Source organism: Rhodococcus sp. WAY2, assembly GCF_009859915.1.
In the GTDB taxonomy this organism is placed as follows: Bacteria; Actinomycetota; Actinomycetes; order Mycobacteriales; family Mycobacteriaceae; genus Rhodococcus_F; species Rhodococcus_F oxybenzonivorans.
Map to the genome: position 1 here is coordinate 5,474,628 of NZ_CP046572.1, position 18,319 is coordinate 5,492,946.

General features: G+C 64.7%; 18 protein-coding genes. 12 read left to right on the top strand and 6 right to left on the bottom strand.

Going from position 1 to position 18,319, the window contains the following annotated elements; all coding sequences use genetic code 11:
* The first annotated feature begins 147 nt into the window (after positions 1 to 147).
* Complete coding sequence (locus GFS60_RS24600; protein WP_374435669.1) at positions 148 to 381, top strand: GNAT family N-acetyltransferase; 234 nt, start codon at positions 148 to 150, stop codon at positions 379 to 381.
* Between the two features lie 59 nt (positions 382 to 440).
* On the opposite strand, the gene GFS60_RS24605 is transcribed toward GFS60_RS24600, so the two are convergent.
* A complete protein-coding gene (locus tag GFS60_RS24605; protein ID WP_159925336.1) occupies positions 441 to 725 on the bottom strand; it encodes a hypothetical protein in 285 nt (94 codons plus the stop codon).
* An 822-nt stretch (positions 726 to 1,547) separates the two neighbouring features.
* Between GFS60_RS24605 and GFS60_RS24610 the strand changes: the two genes are divergently transcribed.
* The gene (locus GFS60_RS24610; protein WP_159925338.1) at positions 1,548 to 2,066 is read left to right on the top strand and encodes a DUF6578 domain-containing protein; all 519 of its coding nucleotides are present in this window, start codon (positions 1,548 to 1,550) and stop codon (positions 2,064 to 2,066) included.
* On the top strand, positions 2,063 to 2,710 hold the full coding sequence (locus GFS60_RS24615) for a hypothetical protein (RefSeq protein WP_159925340.1): 648 nt from the start codon (positions 2,063 to 2,065) through the stop codon (positions 2,708 to 2,710). The genes GFS60_RS24610 and GFS60_RS24615 overlap by 4 nt, the downstream gene beginning before the upstream one ends.
* Positions 2,711 to 2,780: 70 nt before the next feature.
* On the opposite strand, the gene GFS60_RS39255 is transcribed toward GFS60_RS24615, so the two are convergent.
* Both GFS60_RS39255 and GFS60_RS24625 read right to left on the bottom strand, forming a co-directional pair.
* Complete coding sequence (locus GFS60_RS39255) at positions 2,781 to 3,542, bottom strand: hypothetical protein (RefSeq protein WP_236603278.1); 762 nt, start codon at positions 3,540 to 3,542, stop codon at positions 2,781 to 2,783.
* Positions 3,543 to 3,689: 147 nt separating this feature from the next.
* Positions 3,690 to 3,977: a hypothetical protein gene (locus GFS60_RS24625; protein WP_159925342.1), complete on the bottom strand. Its 288-nt coding sequence runs from the start codon at positions 3,975 to 3,977 to the stop codon at positions 3,690 to 3,692.
* Between the two features lie 274 nt (positions 3,978 to 4,251).
* Here GFS60_RS24625 and GFS60_RS38695 point away from each other — a divergent pair, with 274 nt between their 5' ends.
* From GFS60_RS38695 to GFS60_RS24640, 3 genes are all read left to right on the top strand, one after another.
* Positions 4,252 to 4,638 carry a hypothetical protein gene (locus GFS60_RS38695; protein WP_201453442.1) on the top strand — a complete coding sequence of 129 codons (387 nt, stop codon included), beginning with the start codon at positions 4,252 to 4,254 and terminating at the stop codon, positions 4,636 to 4,638.
* A gap of 391 nt (positions 4,639 to 5,029) precedes the next feature.
* The gene (locus tag GFS60_RS24635; protein WP_236603279.1) at positions 5,030 to 6,502 is read left to right on the top strand and encodes a cytochrome ubiquinol oxidase subunit I; all 1,473 of its coding nucleotides are present in this window, start codon (positions 5,030 to 5,032) and stop codon (positions 6,500 to 6,502) included.
* Positions 6,499 to 7,515, top strand: a complete 1,017-nt coding sequence (locus GFS60_RS24640) for a cytochrome d ubiquinol oxidase subunit II (protein ID WP_159925344.1) — start codon at positions 6,499 to 6,501, stop codon at positions 7,513 to 7,515. The genes GFS60_RS24635 and GFS60_RS24640 overlap by 4 nt, the downstream gene beginning before the upstream one ends.
* Before the next feature lie 27 nt (positions 7,516 to 7,542).
* Here GFS60_RS24640 and fusA read toward each other — a convergent pair whose 3' ends face one another.
* A complete protein-coding gene (fusA, locus tag GFS60_RS24645) occupies positions 7,543 to 9,573 on the bottom strand; it encodes an elongation factor G (RefSeq protein WP_159927514.1) in 2,031 nt (676 codons plus the stop codon).
* A 145-nt stretch (positions 9,574 to 9,718) separates the two neighbouring features.
* Between fusA and GFS60_RS24650 the strand changes: the two genes are divergently transcribed.
* Entirely contained in the window at positions 9,719 to 10,195 is a 477-nt protein-coding gene (locus tag GFS60_RS24650) for an SRPBCC family protein (RefSeq protein WP_236603280.1), read from the top strand.
* Here GFS60_RS24650 and GFS60_RS24655 read toward each other — a convergent pair.
* The gene (locus tag GFS60_RS24655) at positions 10,170 to 11,849 is read right to left on the bottom strand and encodes an alkaline phosphatase D family protein (protein WP_159925348.1); all 1,680 of its coding nucleotides are present in this window, start codon (positions 11,847 to 11,849) and stop codon (positions 10,170 to 10,172) included. The genes GFS60_RS24650 and GFS60_RS24655 overlap by 26 nt on opposite strands.
* Positions 11,850 to 11,998: 149 nt before the next feature.
* On the opposite strand from GFS60_RS24655, the gene GFS60_RS24660 reads away from it, so the two are divergent.
* The 5 genes from GFS60_RS24660 (at position 11,999) to GFS60_RS24680 (ending at position 16,899) form a co-directional block, all read left to right on the top strand.
* Positions 11,999 to 12,910 carry an SDR family oxidoreductase gene (locus tag GFS60_RS24660; RefSeq protein WP_159925350.1) on the top strand — a complete coding sequence of 304 codons (912 nt, stop codon included), beginning with the start codon at positions 11,999 to 12,001 and terminating at the stop codon, positions 12,908 to 12,910.
* A 113-nt stretch (positions 12,911 to 13,023) separates the two neighbouring features.
* Positions 13,024 to 14,964, top strand: coding sequence for a molecular chaperone HtpG (htpG, locus tag GFS60_RS24665; RefSeq protein ID WP_268962624.1), 1,941 nt, complete (start codon positions 13,024 to 13,026; stop codon positions 14,962 to 14,964).
* A gap of 6 nt (positions 14,965 to 14,970) precedes the next feature.
* On the top strand, positions 14,971 to 15,960 hold the full coding sequence (locus GFS60_RS24670) for an SDR family NAD(P)-dependent oxidoreductase (protein WP_159925354.1): 990 nt from the start codon (positions 14,971 to 14,973) through the stop codon (positions 15,958 to 15,960).
* Positions 15,957 to 16,526: a mismatch-specific DNA-glycosylase gene (locus tag GFS60_RS24675; protein WP_159925356.1), complete on the top strand. Its 570-nt coding sequence runs from the start codon at positions 15,957 to 15,959 to the stop codon at positions 16,524 to 16,526. Before GFS60_RS24670 ends, GFS60_RS24675 begins: the two co-directional genes overlap by 4 nt.
* A 22-nt stretch (positions 16,527 to 16,548) precedes the next feature.
* On the top strand, positions 16,549 to 16,899 hold the full coding sequence (locus GFS60_RS24680; RefSeq protein ID WP_109331972.1) for a hypothetical protein: 351 nt from the start codon (positions 16,549 to 16,551) through the stop codon (positions 16,897 to 16,899).
* Here the strand turns inward: GFS60_RS24680 and GFS60_RS24685 are convergent, their stop codons facing one another.
* Complete coding sequence (locus GFS60_RS24685) at positions 16,900 to 18,294, bottom strand: acyl-CoA dehydrogenase family protein (RefSeq protein ID WP_159925358.1); 1,395 nt, start codon at positions 18,292 to 18,294, stop codon at positions 16,900 to 16,902.
* Between the last annotated feature and the right edge of the window lie 25 nt (positions 18,295 to 18,319).

The window sequence follows — 18,319 nt, forward strand, 5'->3', positions numbered from 1 at the left end:
GCGTCGGCGGTTCACATCGTTCCGACGACCCTTTTCGACCCTCGGTGATCCTGTCACATTTACACCCGAACGAGTCCTCGATGCTTCGTGCGGAATCTTCGAGGCGGTCGGTGAACCCTCACCGACCCGGCCGAACACATCAACGTCCTGCCGAGCGCCCGCGGTACCGGCGCCGCGGCTGAGCTCATGCAACGGTGGCTCGACCTGCTCGTGGCATCCGGATCGCCGGGCTGCTATCTGCAGACCCTGGTGGAGAACACCCGTGCGGTGCGGTTCTTCCGGCGGATGGGATTCACCGAACACGGCCCGACGCCGCTGGTGCCCGGCCTGCGCGACAACGGCAGACGGGTGCACCAGCAAACGATGGTCTGGAACCCCTGACCTCCGGTGTCACTAGCGCATGATGACTCGGCCATTCGACGTGAATCCCCGGGACGACGTCAGAGAGTGACGTCCTCCACCGTCTCGATGATCTGCGCGCGGGGGTCGCGCATAACTGCCTTACCCGGGCCGGCCCACAGGGTGTGTAGCTTCTCGAGCAGTCCTTCGGCCTCCTCCGTGGTCGCGAACTCCAGGTCAATGGTCACGAAAGCGGGGTCGCGGACGGATCGTCCGACGCGGTACCGCTGAACGCCCGAGCCCTTGCGGTCCACCGGATCGTCGTCGAAGAGTTTCTTCCACGCATCGAAGTCGCTGACCGCATGTTCCACGCGAAGTACTGGCATGACGGATCCTTTCTACGAATTCATTCAGTCTTCGCCGGAACGGTCGGTGCTGTCGAGAGGTTGCCTTCCGGCGCCGATGGATCAGCCGCTTGCCACCCGCGGATCACCTTCCATTAGAAGTATTCTGTGAGCGTTCCAGAGAGGATCACGCTGGCTGGCTCTTCGTGTGGAGCTGATCCGTCAACGCCAAGTTCCTCGAGGTTTCCAGAGAGATCATCCGACCGCAATCGCGGTTGGCCTGGTTCCACTTCAAGAACCTGCACCGAGACGAGTTCGGCGATGTCGGATGCCGGCAGCAGTCGGTGCTCGTTCCGTACGCCGATTCTCTACTGGCGATATCTTCTGTGCCGCAGGCCTTATAGTCCGCCGCCTACTCCACCGCCGCTGCTGTTGAAGGGAAAGACGTCGGTATGGGACCCGTCCATGCGCCGAGGTGAGACCGACGAATATGGGCTCGATTTCCGGTCATGGAGAAGTCGTCGGAGGCCACGGAGGAGGTCTCGAAACGCCATCCTCTGGAACCAGCGTCTCCGGTCGGGCGCGGGCTCAGACTCGTACGGGATTGGTTCCTTACGCACGTAGTGCTCCATAACCCCAGGTTAGTCGGCATCGAGCGTCTGCATCCCCGCTTGCGCGGACAGCAATCAGGAGGTCCTACGGCGATCAATCTAGAAACGGGCGTCCCACCAGACACATACTGAGCACGCCGCCGCGTCCGGAGCAGGATCCTTGACCGAAAGCCTGTTGATCCGTGATAGTGGTCGGAGGTGACCCCGAGTCCGCGGTGTTCGTGCCGCGGTTCCCGAGTACTCGGGGCCTGACATGCACAGGTTCACTGAACCGACCCCAGTCCCCACACGCGCCGACCTCATCTCCGTGTTCGTGGAGAACTGGGAGATCGAATGCTGCGGTGTCCCTCCCGTCGTCGGATACGACACCACGTGGGCATTGACCTTCATCGAGTTGGCATCCGAACGAGGGAGGTCCCTGCCTGACGGTGCCCGTTGGAGCCGACGGACCCACCTCATCACTTCTGGCGGGATCGAGGCCTACTGGCCAACCACCGACACACCGCAGGTAAACGCCGTGTTCGGCTATTTCTCCGGCACCCGTCACGGGCCGACCGTGCCCGATGGAATACGCCCCACGACGGGACTCGTTGTCGACCTACAGTTGGAGATCGTCGAATACCAGCAGATCGCCGGCCAGTGGCAACCGATCCCCGACGCGAGGCTGCTGCGGCGTATCCACGCGAGTCCCAAGTGGTTCGCCAACAACCTCGACAGCACTGGATGCATCGAGACCGGGGTCCTCATGGAGCTGGCGGTGATGCGCCCATGAGGAATCGACTCGCAGATCCACGACGCCAACACGTCATCGGCGCCGTCAGCCAGCTCGTGGACGGCATCGCCCGCCAGGATCGATGGACGATCGCGCGGCGATCCACCGGTCAACTACTCGACCAACTGCTCTCGCGCAGCGGCGATCCCGCATTCACTTACCGGAGCGGGAGCTACAGCCTGGGCGTTGACGGTGCGTCCGTTGCGGTGGTCGAGGACGACGACACCGCCGTGGTGCTCGGCGGCGTCCGCTCATCAACTGCGCGCGATCCGATACCCGTTGCCGCCGTACTGGTCGCCTCGACCGCGGCGCCGCGCACCTGGCTTGTCGCGTCGCTGGACATCGCCACTGCCGTCGATAACGACTTCCAACGCGCGATCCAGCAGGGACGGTTCTCCGAGACGATCGACGCCGACATCATCGCCCGACACAGTCCCCTCGAGAGGAGGGCCGCCGCGATCGACTGGGACGACCCCACCGTCGTACTACGCAAGAGCTCGAACGGGACGGCCACGGTCGCGGACGCCCTCAGCGAGTTGGCCGAGTGGGACCAGCGAGCGTGGACGTGGATCGCCGACGAATGTCCGACGTTCGGCGGACTCTATCTCCGTGCCCGCCACCCCGAACTCGTCCGCCAATACTGACCAGTGACGGATCGGTGACCGGTCAGCGGTCCTCCCCGTGCAGGTGGACCGGTGCACACAACCGCATAGGTCAGAATCCCGATGATGGACTTCCGGGCAACGGGTTGACTGTGTCGCTGTCCCACGTGATCTTCTGATCGGAGGTCGCGGGGAGTGCTTCAAGTTCGGGGGCGGTGAGGACGGCCTCGACGCATTCTGCTGACGCACCGAGGTAGGTCGTCATGAGGTCGATGTCGGTCGCCACGCACCACGCGCGATCCTCGGGCCACCACAGATGCGCGCTCATCCCCAGCATGCCGCCGCCGAATTGAGTGTCGGCGAGATCGATGTCTCCAGAAAACAGGACCATGTCCTCTCGGCTGGGCATCGGCAGGCGGGGATAGTTTTCGGGAGCGGTGATGCGGCCGGATCCTTGCCAGTGGGCGAACCAGCAGGTATCGGGTGTCTGGGTGAAGCGTCGGAGGACGCCGACCAAGGAGCGTGCGGTCCGAGGCGGCAGTGATCCTTGCTCAGGTGCCTCCTGCCATACGCCCGGTTGTTCGGGGGTGTGCCAGCTTCCTACAAGGGACCCCCACTCCATGGCGGGATGCGCGGTGGTGCCATTGGCGACGGCCACGTCGGTCCAGCGGACCGGCTCGCCGTCAATGGCCATTTCAGGATGGAAGATTCGGGCGTATGAGTCGAACACTGGTGGCACCAGGGACGCGATCGCGTGTTCGTTGAACCGGTGCACGTGCTTGACAATCCACATCCCGGGCCCGACATCGGCAGCCATCCGCAGGCCGCGCTCTTGCCAGTCGTGATCGTCAGTCGGTTCGGGATCTCGTGCCATCGGTCCATGGCACCACAGGCCTCAGTGCTCTGTACTGCCATTGATTGGACACAAATGCTGACCGAAAGGGGATCGGCTATCGGCTATACGGGACGTGCAAAAAAGTGTCGAAGTGACAACCGACCGCCGTTACCGGTGGATCAGGCTTCAAGCCCGGGTCAGCCGAGGAAGCACGTGCATACTCCGGTTGCTCACGCCTGCCGGGCCTCGCCCTCCGGGGTCCGTCTGGACCAGGCCCATGAAGGCTCGCGCGTGTTCCTCAGTGTCGAAGACGATGCACGCAATCGCATCAGTGTCATCGCGCGCCCAGAGGCCCTCAATGAAGCCTGGTTGCGCCTTGGTCAGCGGCACGATCGTCTCATGCAGTCCAGCCTCCTGCTCTGCCGACTTGGCCGGGTCCATCGACCAGACCGCGACGAATGCACATTCGCTCATGGCAATCACCCTTCTTAGTCGGATGTCGCGTTGTCGGATCCCCGTAACCGTGCTTCACGAAACATCCACGACGACACGGGCAAACGCAACAACAACGACGAACCGCTAGAGACCGCCGGCAGGAACGGCGATCGGGCATTTTCTCCGAATTTGTGCCGCTCCAGCTCGATCCCGTAAGCGGATCGATGACCGGTCATCGACCGGATCCGTCACTGCCCCGACGAGAAGAAAATTGGGCGTGCGAACGATCGTTGTGATGCCGCAGTATCAACTTATGTCTCCGACCATCGGAACGATGCGGACTTGGAACTACGACGAGGGCTGGGGCGTCATCGACTCGCCCGAGACACCCGGTGGTTGCTGGATACACGCGACGACGCCTTCGACGGAGACATACATGGGCTTGGAACCTGGTCGTCGGGTGTATTTCGAGTGGGAACGCCTACTGGGGAAGGGCGTCCAGGACGGATTCGACTTCGTCGCTACCGACGCATGGTACGTTGGCGACGAACCATATCGCCGCCCTCAAGGACCTGACACCGGTGCGTTCAGCACATGGCTAACAATCACCCTCGACGACGATCCTGACCACAAAGCTCACCAGATTCCGCCTGGAGTTTCGCCTGAGGAGTACTTCCGCCAGCTCCCGGACGACAGTTGAGCAAGGACGCTCAGCGCATCTTGAACATCGACCCCGACCCATCCGCAAGCGGAACGCTGATCGGCACATCTCCGGAAGCGGGGCGTTGACCGAGCCTCCCTGAGCTGCGCGTTCCCGTTTGACCCGTCCGGTGATGATTTTGCTTTCGGGGCGTCAATCGGGACACCCCGAGTGATCTAGAGCCGGGCAATTGAGGCGTTCGGCGGTCCGTTGACCCCGGCGTCTCACAACGATGGCGGATCCGCCACCGGCCCGCCACTCGCCGTGAATTCCGCCAAGGGTCTCGAGATCTACACCAGCCCCGCATGATCGGACCGACTCCTCCTGAGCCGGGTTGCCTCGCCCACCCAGCGGGTATGCCGGTGGAAGCCCGGGCGGAGACGCCGCGGGCGTGCATGACCGGCGCACGGTGGACGAACGGGAAGGGTCTGTGATGGTGCCGAGTGGGCTTGTTGCCGTCCAGCTGCTCGCCGTCGACGGTCCGGCCGGACTGCTGCCCGCGCGTCAGCAGATGGCTTTCTCATTGGGCTGGCACATTATCTTGGCGTGTTTCGGGGTGGCCTTCCCCGCCATGATCTACGTCCTGCACCGACGCGGCATCATGCGTGACGACCCGGTCGCTCTCGGCCTGGCGAAACGGTGGGGCAAGGTGTCGGCGATTCTGTTCGCGATCGGCGCGGTGTCGGGCACGGTGCTCAGTTTCGAAATGGGTCTTCTGTGGCCTGGGCTGATGGGCCGCTACGGGGACGTGCTCGGACTCCCGTTCGCCTTCGAAGGCCTCTCCTTCTTCATCGAAGCGATATTCCTCGGCATCTACCTCTACGGGTGGGGTCGTCTGCCGCCGCGCCGGCATCTGGCGATGCTCGTCCCGATGGGGCTGGCCGGTGTGGTGGGCACCTTCTGCGTCGTGAGCGTCAACGCATGGATGAACAATCCGACCGGCTTCCGACTCGTCGACGGTGAGGTCACCGACGTCAATCCGTGGAAGGCGATGTTCAACTCCGGTGTCTGGTTGCAGTTCGCCCACATGTGGGTGGGCGCGTTCATGCTCGTCGGATTCGTGGTGGCAGGCGTCTACGCCGCCGGACTCCTCCGTGGTCGCTGCGACGAGCATCACCGTCTGGGTTTCATCGTGCCGTTCACCTTCGCCAGCGTGGCAGCCCTTCTCCAACCGGTGATCGGTCACGTTCTCGGAATGCGCGTCCACGACACGCAACCGTCCAAGCTGGCCGCCTTCGAACTCGCGGACACCACCGAAGGGCCTGCACCGTTGCGATTGGGCGGCCTGCTCATCGACGGTGAGGTCAAGTGGGCGGTGGAGATTCCCCGCTTGGGCTCGATCATCGCCCGCAACTCCTTGACGGCACCGATTCCCGGACTCGACACCGTCCCGGCGGAGGACCGGCCACCGGTGAACATCACGCACCTCGCGTTCCAGACGATGGTGGTGATCGGCACTCTGCTCGCGGTCGCTGTCGTCGTGTTCTGGCTACTGCGCTGGCGCCGACACGACCCGTTGACCAGCCGATGGTTCCTGCGAGGCGCCGTTGTTGCCGGACCGCTGGCGATCATCGCTCTGGAGTGCGGGTGGATCGCCACCGAGGTCGGGCGTCAGCCGTGGACGGTATGGCAGGTGCTCCGCACGGCTGACGCAGCCAGTGAGAACAGCGGCCTGTGGTGGAGTTACCTCGGCGTCGTGCTCGTGTATCTCGGGATGACGGTGGGTGCGTACGTCGTGCTGCGGTCCATGGCCAGGCGTTGGCGGGCCGGAGACGAGGATCTCGCCAGCCCCTACGGGCCGGGGGCTTCGGCGGTCGACGAAACGCAGCGCTCCGGGGAGGCCGGGCAGAGGAGTGGGCGATGACTCTGTCGAACACCGTTGCGGTGGCCATGTTCACCGGTGTGGTGTTGTACGCGTTGTTCGGTGGAGCCGACTTCGGTTCCGGCTTCTGGGATCTCACGGCGGGCGGACCGCATCGCGGAAGTCGGCTTCGGGTGCTGATCGACCACAGCATCGGTCCGGTGTGGGAGGCCAATCACGTGTGGCTCATCTACATCCTGGTATTTCTGTGGACGGCCTACCCGACCGTGTTCGCGGCGATCATGACCACCTTGTTCATTCCGCTGATTCTCGCCCTTCTCGGCATTGTGCTGCGCGGGGCCAACTTTGCGTTTCGTAAGTACTCGGCGACCATGGGGCAGGCGCGACTGTTCGGAGTGCTCTTCGCCGGTTCGTCCTTGATCACCCCCTTCTTCCTGGGCACGGTGGCGGGCGCAGTCGCCTCGGGGCGTGTGCCCGCGGACGGATACGGCGACGTTATGACCTCATGGGTCAATCCCACATCCGTCCTCGGCGGCATCATTGCCGTCGGAACGTGTGCATTCCTGGCCGGGGTCTTCCTCACCGCAGACGCCGATCGTTCGGGCGACGGCACGCTGGCCGCGTACCTGCGACCGCGCACGATTGTCGTCGGTGTCGTCGTCGGCGCAGTCGCACTGGCCGCGATCGAACCCATCCGCCGCGACTCGCCCACTCTCGGTGAAGGTCTCCTCGGCAGCGCGTTGCCGTTGATCGTTGTCTCCGCGCTCGCCGGTGTCGCCACACTGATCTTGGTGTGGCGGAGTCGCTTCGGTGCAGCCCGGATCACGGCGCTCGTCGCCGTGGCAGCGATCGTGATCGGCTGGGGCGTCGCCCAGACACCCTGGATTCTCGTCGACCAGGTTCTCATCGCCGACGCCGCGGGAGCGAGAGCAACGCTCATCGGACTGCTTGTGGTCGTCGGCCTCGCCGCGGTGACGGTAGTGCCGGCGCTGGCTTACCTCTTCTGGCTTACCCAGACGGACACCTGGAGCCGCGACGAAGCTGCGCCACACTGAGCTCCATCACGGGGAAGGGCGTGGCGGTTACCGGGGGTCGGGGCGCTCCTGATAGCGCTCGAACGACAGCGCGAGGCGGCCCCGTCCATGCGTCATCGAGCGCAAGGCGACGGGGTAGTCGACGACCTCGCTGGTGGGCACTGAGGCGATCACGGTGACTTCTCCGTCTCCGGCGGGCTCGGTGCCCTCGATCTGGCCACGCCGCCGCCCGAGATCTGCCATCACATCGCCCTGAAGGGAGGAGGGCACCGTGACCTCCACGCGGTCGACGGGTTCGAGGATCAGCGTGCCCACCTTGTCGATGGCGGCGCGCAGAGCGAGTGCCCCGGCCATCCGGAAGCTGAAATCGTCCGAGTCGACGGAATGGTGTTTGCCGTCCAGAACCGTCGCCCGCAGGTCGACGAGCGGGAACCCGTGTCGCCCGCCGCGTTCCATCGATTCGGCGACACCTTTGCCCACCGCGGGGATGAGTGACTTGGGGATCACGCCGCCCCGCGTGGCGTCGACGAATTCGTAGCCACCGTTGCGGGGGAGAGGTTCGAATCGGACGGTCGCGACACCGAACTGCCCGTGACCGCCGCTCTGCTTCTTGTGCCTGCCTTCCGTCTCGACCGGGGCGAGCAGTGTTTCCCGGTAGGCGATTTTTACGGGTTCGGTGCGGACGGTGATGCCGTATCGCCGCTGCAGACGGGTGAGGGCCACCTGGACGTGGACGTCACCCGCCCCCCGCAGCACGGTCTGATGGGTTTCGCTGTCGCGGACCACTTCCAGAGTCGGATCGTCACCCACCAGCTCGGCCAGGGCGGTCGACAACTTGTCTTCGTCACCCGCGCTGTCGGCGGCGACGGCGATTCCGTAGACCGGGCGTTTGTGTTCGACCGGTGTGACCGTGAGCGAGGACCCGATCGGGGCGAGGGTGTCACCGGTGGTGACGTCGGTGAGTTTGATCGCCCCCACGATGTCGCCGGCAACTGCGGTGTCGATCGGGGTGTGTTTGCTGCCCAGAACCCGGAGCAAGTTGTGGAGGCGTTCCTTGGTGCCGGTTCGCTGGTCGACGAGCACATCATCGGCATGGAGCGTGCCGGAGAGGACTTTCATCAACGCAACCTGACCCACGTATTCGTCGGTCTGTGTCTTGAAGACGAACGCCAGCGGATCGCCGGACGGATCACACGTCAGCGAGTCGGATCCGTTCCCGTTGCGCACCTCGACACCGGGCACCTCCGAAGGCGCCGGCGCGATGTGACACAAGAAGTCCAGCAGCCGGTCGATCGCGATCGCCTCGGTCGCCGATCCGCACAGCACCGGCCACAGGGATCCGCCGGAAAATCCCCGACGCAGTGCGTGCTCGAGTTCGGGAACACTGATGGCATCACCGTCGAGGTATCGGGCCAGCAGATCGTCTTCGATCTCGACGACGTCCTCCACGAGGTGTTCGTGCTGCTCGTGCTCGCGGTCGGCGATGTCCGCGGGGAGTTCGTCGCTGGTGGTTGCGGAGCCGGTGTCGTAGAGAATGACGTGCTCGCTGAGAAGATCGGCCACGCCGGTGAACTCCGACGCCTCACCGACCGGCAGATCGAGCGGTTCCACCCCGGCGCCGAAATGGTCTCGGAGACCTGCCAGCGTCTGATCGAACGATGCCCTCTCCTTGTCCATCTTGTTGATGAACACGATCCGGGGAATCGAGCGTTCCGCCGCCGCCTGCCAGAGCAATTCGTCGTTGACCTGCAGACCGCTGACACCGTCGACGACGAATACGGCGACGTCGGCGACATGCAGCGCCGTCATCGCATCACCGACGAAATCGGCGTAACCGGGCGCATCGAGGAGGTTGATCCGGCAATCGGCCCACTCGAACGACGCCAGGCCGAGGGTCAGCGACTGGGTACGGTCGTGCTCTTCCGGTTGGGTGTCGAGCACGGTGTTGCCGTTCTCGACGCGCCCCGGACGGGTGACGACGCCGGCACGAAACAGCATTGCCTCCGCGAGGCTCGTCTTACCGTTACCCTGATGTCCCACCAGAGCGATATTGCGGATCGAGTCGCTAGCATTACCTATCGAGTCGCTGACGATGTCACACCCCCTACCACAGCATGTCGTACGGGTCGTCCTCGACGATACCGCGCAACGCCCCGACTTCGGGCGGTACCGGCAGGGTCGGTTCGAGCGACCTGGCTTCTCGAGTGACGAAACGGAGACAGTGTTGGCACCGAAGACTTCCGACGAGTTCCGCGTCGAACGATCCATCGTGATCGATGCAAGCCCGGGTACCGTGTTTCCGCTCATCGACAACTTCCACCGATGGACGGCGTGGTCGCCATGGGAGGGAGTCGACCCGAATCTGCGGCGGACCTACACCGGGCCGGATTCCGGGGTGGGCGCCACCTACAGCTGGGAAGGCAATCGCAAGGCGGGTAAAGGCTCGATGTCGATCACGAAATCGGTACCCGATACCGAGGTGGTCATCGATCTGGAGTTCCAGAAGCCGTTTCCGGCGCAGAACGTCACGACGTTCCTCCTCGAGCCGCACAGCGCCGGGACGACGGTCCGCTGGCAGATGACCGGTCGAAAGAATCGGATGCTGAAACTGTTCGGCTTCATCGTGAACATGGACAAGCTCGTAGGCAAGGACTTCGACAAGGGCCTGGCACAGCTCAAAGCGGAGGCGGAGAAGCGCTAGGCACCGAATCGTCCGCCGTCGACAGCACGAGATCGGCCATGGTGGTGAACTGGGGGGTGCCCGCACCATCGTGCGTCGCTTGTTCCATGACGAGGTGAGCAGCCCTGCCGTGCAGTCGGAGGGTGGCCACCTGATCGCCGAAGAACGGTCCCGTGATCTTGCTCCACTCGATCGGCACCGGCGGAACCTTCGAGACCCGGCCCAGAATGAAGCGGGTCGTCCGTTCGGTGGCGCGCCGCCACGAGATGCGGAAGGCAACCTTCATCGCGGCGGGCACGTAGTTGTGCAGCGGCGAACATGTCAGTTGGTAGACGTGCGACTGCGTCGGCTCCGGATAGTGTGCCTCCGCGACGTACGCGTGGTGCACGTCCCCGGACAGCACGGAAATGGTGGACGGCGCCCGCCCGCCCGGGCCGGTGCACTGGCCGCGGCCGACGTCGCCGAACAATCTGGTGAGTCGATCGAACGAACTGCGGAAGGCCGCCCAGTGTTCGAGATCGGCCCCACGCCGGATCTTCTCGGCCAGGGCGGCCAGGCGTGGTCCCCGGCTGCCCTCGGCCAGATGCTCGTCCCATGATTCGAGGTCGTGCAGCGCGCGTGGCAGCAGCCACGGTAACGACGTCCCGACGAGGAGGTGGTCGTAGTCTCCCCGAGTTTGGCGCTCGATCCAGGTGAACTCCGGATCGGACACCATCTCACGGCGGCCGTCGGTGAGGACGCGTCCACAGCGCGAATCGATGACGAGGAGCCGCGCCGGCCCGAGGTCGCGGCGATAGGACCATTGCGCACCCTTGGCGCCGTCGGCTTCCTCGTCTGCGGCGGATGCGAACTCGCGGAGCATCGGTTCCACGTCACCGCCATGGTTCCGAACACGTTGATACAGTTCGTTTTCGGCAAGTTCCGCGGGTCCCAAATTGCCCAGGTGCTGGTAGACCCAGTACGACGACAACGCGCCGACGATCCGCTCCTCCCACCACGAGGTGGCCTCGAGTTCGTCCCGCCACGACTGCGAGGTGTTCCAATCGTCACGAACGTCGTGGTCGTCGAAGATCATCGATGTCGGCACGGTCGACATCAGCCAGCGCACCTGCGGGTCGGACCACGACTCCGCATACAGCCAGGTGTATTCCTCGTAGTTACGGACCTGCGGTCCCGGTGGCTCGCTCAGGTCGTGGATCTCGGCGAGTCGGCGCTCGGTTTCGGCGGACAGTTCGTCGGCATACACCTGGTCGCCGAGGAGGAGGAGAGCATCAGGCCACTGGTTCTCGGGTTGTTCCGCCATCCTCAACGCGAAGGCATCGAGAGCGTCGGCGCCGAGGTGGTTGTTGTCCTCCGTGGTGGACATGGTGGCGAAACGGCACGAACCGAAGACGAGCACCAGCGAACCGTCGTCGGCGAGCGTGCGGATGGTCGACGGTTTCGCGTCGGGCAGCGGCCAGACCCGGCGGTCGTCGAGGGTGACCTCGTAGGGCGTGCTCGACCCCGCGTCCAGCCCGTCCACCATCACCAGCGCGTAGTGGTGGCCGGCGACCTCCCACGTGTGCTCGGTGTGACCGAGTACGCCGACCGTGCACGGTCCGGAAGTCTCCACCCACACTGTCGCGTCACACCTGCCCACGTGCCGCAGAAGTGGTCCCAGGATCAGTTCGGTCACGCCGGTCACCTCGCCGAAGTTCGTTCCATCTTGCAAGACTACGGCGCTTGCACAGAAGTAGATTACGTTTCCGCGACCGGCTCGGCAGTTCGTCGAGTCGTATTCAAATAACCTCCGCGGGCGGCCTCGACGGGCGTTAGGTTCGAGACATGGAGAAGCCGTTGACGGGCAAGGTTGCCCTGGTGGCCGGAGGGACCAGGGGAGCGGGCCGTGGCATTGCGGTGCAACTGGGTGCCGCGGGAGCCACCGTCTACGTCACCGGGCGTACCACTCGCACCCAGCCGTCCGAGATGAACCGGCCGGAGACGATCGAGGAGACCGCCGAACTCGTCGACGAGGCAGGTGGACGAGGCATCGCTGTCCGGGTCGATCACTTGGTGCGGGGCGAGGTGCGCGCCCTCGTCGACCGCATCCGCGACGAACAGGGTGCCCTGCACGTGCTGGTCAACGACATCTGGGGCGCCACCACCATGGAGTGGGACAAGACGGTTTGGGAGTCTTCCCTCGACATCGGCCTCCACTATCTGCGACACGGCGTGGAGACCCACGCGGTTACCAGTCACTTCGCTCTTCCGCTGCTGATCGAGACTCCGGGCGGGCTGGTGGTCGAGGTCACCGACGGAACCGACGACTACAACTCCGTCCATTATCGGGTGTCCTTCTTCTACGACCTGGCGAAGGCCTCGGTGAACAGAATGGCCTTCGCGCTGGCGCACGAGCTCCCGCCCCACGGGGCGACGGCGGTGTCGCTCACGCCGGGATGGTTGCGCTCGGAGATGATGCTCGACGCGTTCGGTGTCACCGAGGCGAACTGGCGTGACGCCACCGAGCGTGTCCCGCATTTCGCGATCTCCGAGAGTCCCGCCTTCGTCGGACGGGCGGTGGCGGCGCTCGCCCAGGATCCGGACGTGTCGAGGTGGAACGGGCAGTCGTTGTCGAGCGGTCAACTGGCGAGGGTGTACGACTTCGACGACCTCGACGGTAGTCGGCCCGACTGCTGGCGATACATGGACGAAGTACAGGACGCCGGCATGCCCGCCGACGTCACCGGATACCGCTGAACCCGCCGTGCCGACACCATGAAATCGCCGTATCCCGGCGGGATATCATTCCGAAAAACGACTCTGTGTCCAGGGTTCTGCTGTCGAAGGGAATCGAAGTGAACGCACAAACGGTGGAGAGCGGCGCACCGCGCCGCGAGCAGCTCGAGTTCCAGGCGGAGGCTCGTCAGCTGCTCGACCTCATGGTCCACTCGATCTACTCCAACAAGGACTCGTTCCTGCGCGAGCTGATCTCCAATGCGTCCGACGCGTTGGACAAACTCCGTCTCGAGGCCTACCGCAACAAGGACCTCGACGTCGACACCTCCGATCTGCACATCGAGATCGAGACGGACAAAGAAGCGCGCACACTCACCATCCGCGACAACGGCATCGGTATGTCGCACGACGAGGTGATCGACCTCATCGGCACGCTGGCCAAGTCCGGCACCGCGGAACTGCGCAGCAAGTTGCGTGAGGCGCGGGACGCCGCCGCCTCCGAAGAGTTGATCGGTCAGTTCGGCATCGGGTTCTACTCCTCGTTCATGGTCGCCGACAAGGTCACGCTGGTGACCCGGAAGGCGGGGGAGAGTTCGGCCACGCGCTGGGAGTCCGCCGGCGAGGCCACCTACACCATCGAAACGCTCGACGACGCGCCGCAGGGCACCTCCGTGATGCTGCACCTCAAGCCTGAGGACACCGAGGATCACCTCCACGACTACACGTCGGAATGGAAGATCAAGGAACTCGTCAAGCGCTATTCCGACTTCATCGCGTGGCCGATCCGGATGCAGGTGGAGCGCAAGACCCCGCCCGCCGAGGAAGGCGGCGAGGAACAGGTCACCATCTCGGACGAGACGATCAACTCCATGAAGGCCCTGTGGGCCCGCTCGAAGGACGAGGTCTCCGAGGAGGAGTACAAGGAGTTCTACAAGCACGTTGCCCACGCCTGGGACGATCCCCTCGAAGTCATTCCGATGAAGGCGGAGGGCACATTCGAGTACCAGGCGCTGCTGTTCATCCCGTCCCACGCCCCGTTCGACCTGTTCATGCGGGACGCCAAGGTCGGTGTGCAGCTTTACGTCAAACGCGTCTTCATCATGGACGACTGCGACCAGCTCATGCCGGAGTACCTGCGCTTCGTCAAGGGTGTCGTGGACGCCCAGGACTTGTCGCTCAACGTCTCTCGCGAGATCCTCCAGCAGGACAGGCAGATCCGGGCCATCCGCCGTCGGCTCACGAAGAAGGTTCTGTCGACGATCAAAGACATCAAGAACGAGCGCCCCGAGGAGTACCGCACCTTCTGGAACGAATTCGGCCGGGCGATCAAGGAAGGCCTGCTGTCCGACACCGACAACCGTGAGACGTTGCTGGCCATCTCGTCTTTCGCGTCGACCCGCAGCGACGAAGAGTTGACGTCGCTCGAGGATTACGTATCGCGGATGAAGGAAGGTCAGGAGCAGATCTACTACGCGACCGGCGAGTCGCGCCAGCTGCTCGAAAGTTCGCCCCACATGGAAGCCTTCCGTGCCAAGGGCATCGAGGTGCTGCTGCTCACCGACCCCGTCGACGAAATGTGGGTAGGCGCGGTTCCGGAGTTCGACGGCAAGTCGTTCCAGTCGATCGCCAAGGGAGAAGTCGATCTCGACACCGAGGACGACAAGAAGGCTCACGAGTCCGAGCGGGAGGAGAAGGAAAAGGACTTCGCCGACCTGCTCACCTGGATGACCGAAGCCCTCGACGAGCATGTCAAGCAGGTGCGGTTGTCGACGCGACTGACCACCTCCCCGGCCTGCATGGTCGGCGATGCCTTCAGCATGTCACCGGCGCTCGAACGCATGTATCGCGCCTCCGGGCAGCCGGTGCCGACCAGCAAGCGCATTCTCGAGCTGAATCCGGAGCACCCGCTGGTGAGGGCTCTGCGGACGGCGCACGCCGAACGTAGCGAGGATCCGGGCCTGAAGGAGACGGCCGAAATTCTTTACGGGATGGCGTTGTTGGCGGAGGGTGGCGAACTCGACGATCCCGCGCACTTCACGAGTCTCCTCGCCAATCGCCTCGCCGGGACGGTGTAACACACCTTGCGAGTTCTGGTCACGGGGGGAACAGGATTCATCGGGGCATGGAGTGCGAAGGCGGTGGTGGACGCCGGTCACCACGTGCGTTTCCTCGTCCGGAATCCTGCTCGACTCGAGAGCAGCGCGGCGAAGCTCGGTCTCGACACCTCGGATCACGTGGTCGGTGACATCACCGACCCGGATTCGGTGCGGCGTGCGTTGGACGGCTGCGACGCGGTGGTCCACGCCGCCGCCGTCGTCGCGGTCGACCCGCGCCGGGCCGAGGAGATGAAGCAGACCAACCTCACCGGTGCTTGGAACGTGCTCGGAACGGCGATCGAATTGGGCTGCGATCCCGTCGTCTACGTTTCGAGTATCGCCGCACTGTTCCAGCCCGGCGTCGACCTGCTCACCCCGGACCTGCCCGTGTGCGGTCCCTCGGACGCGTATGGGCAGAGCAAGGCCCGAGTGGAGGAGTATGCCCGTGACCTGCAGGCGGGCGGTGCGCCGATCGCCATCACCTACCCGGGGATGGTGATCGGCCCGCCCGCGGGCGACCAGTTCGGTGAGGCGGCGCAAGGAGTCGAGGCCGCCGTCCGACTGCGGTTTCTGCCCGGGCGGAGTGCGGCGTGGACGATGGTCGACGTGCGGGACGTGGCGGCAGCACACGCCGCCCTGCTCGAGCCGGGGCACGGCCCCCGACGGTTCATGCTCGGCGGTCCCCGGGTCCCGATCAGCGCAGTGGCAGACATGCTCGCCTCCGTCACCGGACGGCGGATGGGTGTCCTGCCGGTTCCCGACAGCGCGCTGCGCCTCGTCGGACGCCTCGTCGATGTGGTCGACCGATTCGTTCCCTTCGACACGCCGGTGTCCGAAGCGGCGATGGAGTACTACACGCGGATGCCGGACACGGACGACCGGCCCAGTGAGGTGGAACTCGGTGTCGAGTACCGCGCTTCGGCCGAGACGCTCGCCGACACCGTTGCGGGTCTCATGGGTGCCGGCCGACTGTGAGATTCACCCGTGCCGAGCTGGAGTCGTACCGCGACGCAGAAGTTCCGGACCTGATCGGACCCGGATGCCGGTTACTCTTCGTCGGTATCAACCCGGGACTGTGGACCGCCGCCACCGGGGCGCACTTCGCGAGACCGGGTAACCGGTTCTACCCGGCTCTGCTGGCTGCCGGAATCATCGACCGGTCTATCGACCCCACCGCGGGGATGTCGGACGCCGACCGGGACCATCTGATCGAGCGGGGAGTCGGCATCACCAATCTGGCGGTGCGCGCCACCGCCAAGGCCGACGAGCTGACCGCCGACGAGCTGGCGGTCGGCGCCGAGCGACTTCGCGCGGTGGTGCGCGGCACCCGCCCGCACGTCGTAGCGGTTGCCGGAATTACTGCATACCGGACGGCGTTCCGCGAGCGTGCGGCGAAGAAGGGAAGGCAGCCCGGTGATCTGGAGGGGGCCGCCCTGTGGCTGGTGCCCAATCCCAGTGGGCTCAACGCGCACGAAACCGTCACTACTCTCGCCGCGTCGTACCGGGAGGCCGCGATCGAGGCGGGCATCGTGAAGGTCTGATTCGGCCGCTAGGCTTCCGCATATGTCCGTCGTGTACAACATCGTCTTCGTAGGCCACCTACTCGGCATGGCTGCACTCGTGGGTGGCTACTTCGCTGTGTTGTCGGCTCCGCGGATCTCCGAGGTGATCGTGTGGGGTGCCCGACTCCAGTTCGTCACCGGACTGATCCTCGTCGGACTCGGTGAAGGGGCCCTCGACAAGGAGTACAACCACGTCAAGATCGGTGTGAAACTTCTGCTGTCCCTCGTGGTGGTGGCGCTCGCCGAAATTCTGCGCGGCAGGCAGAAACGCGGGCAGGAGAAACCGGGACTGGTGCACGTGGTCGGGGGTTTGGCCGTCGTCACCGTTCTGGTGGCCGCACTCTGGACCTGATCACTTCTTCGGCGGCGCCAGTACGCGCATCGCCAGTCGCTGCGCCGACTCGGGCATCCGATCCTTCATGGACATCGCGAATTCCCCGGCCCTGGTGCGCACCGACGTGCCCCGGCCGAAGCGCCGATTGAAAGCGGTTCCCTCGGTCGCCTGATCGAAATGCAGGGGAGGGGCGCCGTCTGCTGCTCCCAGTGCCCGCCCGATCACCATCCGCTGAATCTCGCTGGTGCCCTCGAAGATGGTGTACAGCTTGGCATCCCGGTACCACTTCTCCACGGGGTGGTCGCTGATGTAACCCCAGCCGCCCATCGTCTGGAGCGCGCGTTCCGTCGTCTTCACCGCGACCTCCGAGGCCGCGAGCTTGGCCATCGAGCCTTCGCCGTGCCGGAATTCGACGCCGGCCGCAGCCATCCACGACGCCCGCCACGTCAGCAGCCGCGCCGCATCGATCTCGGTGGCGAGTTCGGCAAGAGGGAACGATATGCCTTGGTTGTCGATGATCGGGCCGCCGAAGGCAGCGCGACGGTTTGCGTACTCGGTTGCGTATTCGAGTGCTGCCCTGGCGATTCCCAGCGCCTGCGCGGCAACCATGGGACGCGTCTGCTCGAACGTGCCGAGTGTCGCCGACTTCCGGCGCGGTGCACCTGTCGCGACCTCCTCCTGCACTGCGCGAGCCTTCTTCATACGGCTCTGCAGCTTGTCGTCACCGCCGAGGAGATGATCCGCCGGCACCCGCACCTGATGGAATTTCAGCTCGGCGGTGTGGGACGCGCGGCATCCCAGCTTGTCGAGTTTGCGCACCAGCTCGATACCCGGCGTGCCGCCGGGCACGACGAACAGCGCCTGTCCGCGATGACCGAGGTCGGGGTCGACCGTCGCATTGACGACGTGCACGTCCGCGATGCCGCCGTTCCCGATCCACATCTTGTGACCTTCGATGACCCATTCGTCACCGTCCCGCGTCGCGGTGGTCCGCAAGTTCCGCACGTCGCTTCCGCCCTCCGGTTCCGAGATGCACAGGGCCGCGAGTTTCAGGTTTCCCGGCTGCCCGAAGCATTCGGGCGCCCACCGGAGCATCTGCCCCGGAGTCGCGGCCTGGCCGATCGACGACAAGGCGAGCGCCGGCATCACGACCGCGAGTCCTATTCCTGCACAACCCCAGAACAGTTCCTCCATGAACAACGGCAACGACAATCCCGTCGGATCACCGATCAGGTCGCGGTAGAACAGTGGACTGTAGAACCCCTCTGCTGCCGCCTTCTCGAGGACGTCCCACGGGAACTCCTGCTTGCGGTCGTACTCGGCGGCGACCGGCCGGATCACGTCTTCGGCGAAACTGTGCGTCCGCTCGACGAGATCCTTCTGAGCTGGCGTGAGAGCAAGACTGAACGTCATGGCTGTCCCCTCGGTTGCCGTGCAG